The sequence below is a fragment of the Cytobacillus eiseniae genome, assembly GCF_017874625.1.
In the GTDB taxonomy this organism is placed as follows: Bacteria; Bacillota; Bacilli; order Bacillales; family Cytobacillaceae; genus Cytobacillus; species Cytobacillus eiseniae.
This window is the reverse complement of record NZ_JAGIKZ010000004.1, coordinates 189,869-195,880: the sequence shown is the minus strand read 5'-3', so window position 1 is coordinate 195,880 and position 6,012 is coordinate 189,869. Positions and strand designations below refer to the sequence as shown.

Sequence of the window (6,012 nt, the reverse complement as noted above, 5' to 3'; positions counted from 1 at the left end):
GGTTGTACTTTAACCTTCTAGCCAGATTGGCTTATGACTCGAGGGTCTAGCCGCTGGAGCTAGACAAAAGAAAAGCGCAAGCGGCTTGTTCAGACCCGATAAGCATAAGACGAGCTGGATGGAAGGTTGTACTTTAACCTTCTAGCCAGATTGGCTTATGACTCGAGGGTCTAGCCGCTGGAGCTAGACAAAAGAAAAGCGCAAGCGGCTTGTTCAGACTCAGGCATAGCATAAGACGAGCTGGATGGAAGGTTGTACTTAAACCTTCTAGCCAGATTGGCTTATGACTCGAGGGTCTAGCCGCTGGAGCTTGCCAATATGAAAGCCATTCTCTCTAGGGAGAATGGCTTTTTGTGTATTTGAAAAATGTATGGCCGGGGACTAGATGGAAAGTTCTATTATATTTGTTGTGAACAAACAATTATTAGCTTAAGCTTGAATAAAGTAAAATAATGGGGGACGAAATATGGTTAAGATAGTTGTGTTACTCTTTATTATCATGAATATAGTTGGCTATTTCATAATGAAAGTCGATAAAGAAAAGGCAAAAAAGAACGAGTACCGCATTAGTGAAAAAAATCTCTGGCTTATTGCGTTTTTCTTTGGGGCACTAGGAATGATGATTGGAATGCAAACATTCCGTCATAAAACAAAACATCTGCAATTTAAAATCGGTTTACCCGTTCTTGCACTGATTGAGGTTATTGTTGGCCAGTACATTCTTAATCTTTTGTCATAACGAGCCGAAACTGCCAATATGCTGTAAGAGAATAGTAGATATCACAGCTAGACGAGGTGAAGCAGATGAATGATGAATTATCGATGTTGTTTGTCATGGTGGAAACTGTAGGAATTTTAGCGCCAATTGCCTTTATCTTTTTTCATATTTTAAGACAATTTCTCTTCATTCCTGTTCCACTCGTATGTATTGCAGGAGGCATTCTATTTGGGAGTTTTTTTGGAAGTGTATTTTCAATCATCGGATTAATGTTAAGTAGTATTTTCTTTTATTTTCTTATTAATAAAATGCCAAAAATACACACGAAGCTATCAAAATTAAAGAAACGATGGTTTGGAGAATACCGCAATTTGACTGTTGGGCAAATTGCGGTGCTGAGACTGATCCCATTTATCCATTATCATCTATTAAACTTTTGCTTGATTGAAAGAAATAAAAGCTTTTCAGCATACTTGAAAAATTCCTGGATTACTAATTTGCCATTAGCTGTGTTCTATACAGTTTTTGGGGAGTTTATCAGCCGTTTTACCCCTTCAATCATTCTAATTATTCTGTTCTCGTTAGGGCTGCTCGTATTTATTATGAGGGAAAAAGTGACGATTATTAAATGGAGAGAATTTTTTAAGGCTGCATAAGAAAAACGTTCGGCTCTGAACTACAGTTCATGAACCGAACGTTTTTTTAGATAAGATCACCAAATGGTGTAGAGGAATGCCCCTTTTCCATAAATTCCTTAATTGGACTTTTCCAATCAACCTTTGAATTAGGGTATCGCTCTTTAATTTTTTTCTCAATAAAATGAAAATCTTCCCGAACCATTCCTTTCAGAGCTGATGTACTATGTGGCCAAACAAAGATGGATATGACCTCAAAGGCATTATCAGTCGTACCTAAATATTTTTCTCCTTCGAAAAGTACACCTTTATATGTGATGAGAAAATTTTTATGGACATTGTTTGAGTCATCCAAAAAATAATAGCGCTTCTGTTCATGGGCAAGCTCCAGCTTGCGCTTTGGATTTAATAAGTATCTTACAGTCGTATATATTAGAAAGATAATAAGAGCAAATAAAAGGAAGCGTAAAAGCAACATCATAACAAGCCCTCCAGTGTATTTTCCTTTAAATACGGATAGACATCAAAAAAGTTTCATCTTTTTTTAAATTTGTTATAATCTTTATATCCGAAGGCAGCAATATGTAAACGGTTCGGTTGAAAATAAAGGACGGTGACCTATGAATTATCAAAAATTATTTGCCATGCAAAAGGGCCTTGACCAGCATATTGAAAGTAAGCATAAGTTAGAGGACGCAGACTTGTTTGATCGTAAAATACTTGCTTTGTTAGTTGAATTAGGAGAATTAGCAAACGAAACGAGATGCTTTAAATTTTGGAGCCTTAAGCAGCCTTCTGAAAGGAAGATTATCTTAGAGGAATATGTGGACGGCATTCATTTTATATTGTCGCTCGGACTTGAGTGCGGCTTTGAGAACGAAGGGGATTACTTGGCAGATTTGGAAATAGCACAATCAGTAAATGATCAATTTCTATTGATTTATGAACAAACAAGTAAATTTAGAATGAGCAAGTCATTACGTGATTACAAATACCTTCTCCAAGCCTACTTGCATTTAGGCGAACAATTAGGGTTTCATTCGGAAGAGACTGAACAGGCTTATTTGGCTAAAAATGAAGTGAACTATGAGCGGCAGCAGGCAGGATATTAATAATGATTGAATTCCCAGTCTTTTGGAGTGGTCTCTAGACATTTTATTTTGAATATTATTGGATCATTCACTAAAAAAGCAGTTGGCGGATGCCTGCTGCTTTTTTAGTGAATGTTTTTATTTTATATTTTTAAAATTAGTAGTATATTCGCATACAGCTTATTAAGCTGAATAATAAATAAATATAATAATGCTACACTTTTTACCATATTATAAATAATCTTTTCAAACGAGATTGGTTAATAATACTGAACGTTCTTGCACACTTTTTATAAAAAACATATTTAAAAATCCTTGCTTATTTAATGAATAGTTTTAAACTACAATAGAGGTGATTTTTCCTTGTCATAAAAAAAATTAAAATAGAGGGTGATAAAGGTGTTATTAATTAAAATCCGCTGTGAACCAGAAGAATTAAAGATTCTGAGATATTTAAACAGGCGGAAGATATTATCAGACAAAGAAAAGAAGTACTATTTGAATTTGGAAAAGGGATTTTTAGGAGAGCAGCTGTTTAATGAATGGATAGAGGAGAATATCTCAATCGATTGGCTAGTCTTACATGATTTATTACTAGAATGCAACCATACTATATTTCAAATCGATACATTGATCATTTCTCCAGAGAAGATTTACATTTTTGAAGTAAAAAATTATGAAGGTGATTTTTATATTAATACAGATAAATGGTACACAATATCTGAAGTTGAAATTAAGAATCCCATACATCAGTTGAATCGAATTGAAACGCTACTCCGACGGTTGATTCAAAATCTCGGATACAACCCTTCAATTGATGCAAAGATCATTTTTATTAACCCCGATTTCTTCTTATATAATGCCCCCATTAATGCTCCTATTATTTTTCCAACACAGCTGAATCGATTTGCAAGCACATTAAATATGAAGCCATTTAATATTCATAATCAACAGCTAAAACTAGCTGAACAATTAGTTGCTCTCCATTTAAAAGATTCTCCATACAAAAAACTGCCTACTTATAGCTATAGCCAGCTAAAAAAGGGAATTCCTTGTGCAGTCTGTGATTCTTTTATGTCTAATCTGACTTTAGAAATGTTAGTTTGTAAACAATGTGCTTATAAAGAGCATGTTGATATATCGGTTATGCGAAATATAATGGAATTTAAACTTTTATTTCCAAATAGGAAGGTTACGACTAACATTATTCATGAATGGTGTACTATTATTTTATCTAAGAAGACAATCCAAAGAATTCTCTCAAGGGAGCTTAAACAAATGGGGCATGGGAAGTATACTTATTATGTGGATATGTAAGCGGTTAAGCATCTCGAAAAAGATGCTTTAATAATAATGCTAAACAAGGAGCGCTTATGTCGCCCGCATCAAGGTGCTTTAGGAAAAATCGGTAGCCAAGGAGCGCTCATGTCGCCTGAATCAAGGTGCTTTAGGAAAAATCGGTAGCCAAGAAGCGTTCATGTCGCCCGCATCAAGGTGCTTTAGGAAAAATCGGTAGCCAAGAAGCGCTCATGTCGCCCGCAACAAGGAACATCAGGAAAAATCGGTAGCCAAGAAGCGCTCATGTCGCTCGTAACAAGATACTTCAGGAAAAATCGGTAGCCAAGAAGCGCTCATGTCGCCCGCATCAAGGTGCTTTAGGAAAAATCGGTAGCCAAGAAGCGCTCATGTCACCCGCAACAAGGAACATCAGGAAAAATCGGTAGCCAAGAAGCGCTCATGTCGCCCGCAACAAGGAACATCAGGAAAAATCGGTAGCCAAGAAGCGCTCATGTCGCCCGTAACAAGATACTTCAGGAAAAATCGGTAGCCAAGAAGCGCTCATGTCGCCCGTAACAAGGAACTTTAGGAAAAATCGGTAGCCAAGAAGCGCTCATGTCGCCCGCAACAAGGAACTTTAGGAAAAATCAGTAGCCATGATAGCCTTGTGGATTCTAAAATTAAACAATTACAGAAAAATCATTGCCATGAATTATGTTAACCTAGGTATTTATTTGATAATTCTTTGTATTTTTCAGTAGATTTTGTATAATAAAAACGAATACATAATTATTAAGGGAGTCGAAGGAATGACAAAATTAGACGCAACTCTAACCATGTTGAAAGATTTAACAGATGCAAAAGGGATTCCAGGCAATGAGCGCGAACCGCGTGAAGTTATGAAAAAATACATAAGTGAATATGCAGATGAGGTAACAACAGACGGTCTTGGCAGCTTGATTGCGAAAAAGACTGGAAAAGAAGGCGGCCCGAAAATTATGGTTGCTGGCCATTTAGATGAAGTAGGCTTCATGATCACAAACATTGATGATAAAGGGTTTCTGCGCTTCCAAACAGTTGGCGGCTGGTGGTCTCAAGTTATGCTTGCACAACGTGTAACCATCGTTACGAATAAAGGAGAACTCACAGGAATTATTGGTTCAAAGCCACCACATATTCTTTCACCTGAAGCACGCAAAAAGCCGGTAGATATTAAAGATATGTTTATTGATATCGGTGCATCAAGCCGTGAAGAAGCGCAAGGATGGGGAGTAAAGCCAGGAGACATGGTCGTTCCTTATTTCGAATTTACGGTAATGAATAACGAGAAAATGCTTCTTGCTAAAGCGTGGGACAACCGTATCGGCTGTGCAATTGCTATTGATGTGTTAAAAGAACTGAAAGATGCGGATCATCCGAATGTCGTTTATGGCGTAGGAACAGTGCAAGAAGAAGTAGGGCTTCGCGGGGCACGTACATCTGCTCAAAAAATTGAGCCGGATATTGCATTTGGTGTTGATGTAGGGATCGCTGGTGATACTCCAGGAGTAACAGAAAAAGAAGCATTAAGCAAAATGGGCAAAGGTCCACAAATCATCCTTTATGATGCATCAATGGTTTCCCACAAAGGTTTGCGTGACCTTGTAACTGATACAGCAGATGAATTGAATATTCCTTATCAATTTGATGCAGTTCCTGGCGGTGGAACAGATTCTGGTGCCATCCATTTAACACATAATGGAGTTCCAGCTCTTTCTATCACGATTGCAACACGCTATATTCATTCACATGCTGCGATGCTTCACCGTGATGATTATGAGAATGCAGTAAAGCTGATTGCAGAAGTAATCAAACGTCTAGATCGCGAAACAGTTGATAGAATTACATTTAACTAATAACGAAAAAATACTCCGATTTAATCGGAGTATTTTTTTGAGGATTTTCGTGAATGGATAAAAGAAAAGCATGTAACCCAAATGAAGAAGGGCCAAAGTCCATTGTGGTTTCGTACCCTTTTCTTCACAATATACAATATTTTACATCTTTAAAAAGTGATCAGATTAGATAGATGTGATTTCTTATTTCAAACCACTTTCCAATGCCTGCAACATTTCCTGCTGATCTTGTTCAGAGGAGTTATTCCAAATGACTTCAAATAGAACACCTAGGCCAGGAAGCATCTTTTCTTCCCCATTTTGAATCGCATCGACGATTGTATCCTTTAGTTCATCTTGTGAGTTGCCCGTTACATTGTGTATGATAGCATTACGTAAGTTCAAGTTCATTTTAC

At 37.0% G+C, this 6,012-nt stretch carries 7 protein-coding genes; 5 read left to right on the top strand and 2 right to left on the bottom strand.

All coding sequences use genetic code 11. The features are described 5' to 3' along the window. Positions 1–466 precede the first annotated feature (466 nt). Together J2Z40_RS06105 and J2Z40_RS06100 are read left to right on the top strand one after the other, a co-directional pair. Entirely contained in the window at positions 467–739 is a 273-nt protein-coding gene (locus tag J2Z40_RS06105) for a DUF1294 domain-containing protein (protein ID WP_066396623.1), read from the top strand. A 65-nt stretch (positions 740–804) separates the two neighbouring features. Then, on the top strand, positions 805–1,374 hold the full coding sequence (locus J2Z40_RS06100; RefSeq protein ID WP_066396621.1) for a TVP38/TMEM64 family protein: 570 nt from the start codon (positions 805–807) through the stop codon (positions 1,372–1,374). 46 nt (positions 1,375–1,420) lie between these two features. Here J2Z40_RS06100 and J2Z40_RS06095 read toward each other — a convergent pair whose 3' ends face one another. Beyond that, on the bottom strand, positions 1,421–1,834 hold the full coding sequence (locus J2Z40_RS06095; protein ID WP_066396620.1) for a sigma-w pathway protein ysdB: 414 nt from the start codon (positions 1,832–1,834) through the stop codon (positions 1,421–1,423). A gap of 139 nt (positions 1,835–1,973) precedes the next feature. Between J2Z40_RS06095 and J2Z40_RS06090 the strand changes: the two genes are divergently transcribed. From J2Z40_RS06090 to J2Z40_RS06080, 3 genes are all read left to right on the top strand, one after another. Next, positions 1,974–2,465: a dUTP diphosphatase gene (locus tag J2Z40_RS06090; protein ID WP_066396618.1), complete on the top strand. Its 492-nt coding sequence runs from the start codon at positions 1,974–1,976 to the stop codon at positions 2,463–2,465. Between the two features lie 378 nt (positions 2,466–2,843). Continuing rightward, entirely contained in the window at positions 2,844–3,761 is a 918-nt protein-coding gene (locus J2Z40_RS06085; RefSeq protein ID WP_066396615.1) for an NERD domain-containing protein, read from the top strand. 770 nt (positions 3,762–4,531) lie between these two features. Then, positions 4,532–5,617, top strand: coding sequence for a M42 family metallopeptidase (locus J2Z40_RS06080; protein ID WP_066396612.1), 1,086 nt, complete (start codon positions 4,532–4,534; stop codon positions 5,615–5,617). Positions 5,618–5,800: 183 nt separating this feature from the next. Here J2Z40_RS06080 and sspI read toward each other — a convergent pair whose 3' ends face one another. Further along, entirely contained in the window at positions 5,801–6,007 is a 207-nt protein-coding gene (gene sspI / locus J2Z40_RS06075) for a small acid-soluble spore protein SspI (protein WP_066396610.1), read from the bottom strand. Positions 6,008–6,012: the final 5 nt, after the last annotated feature.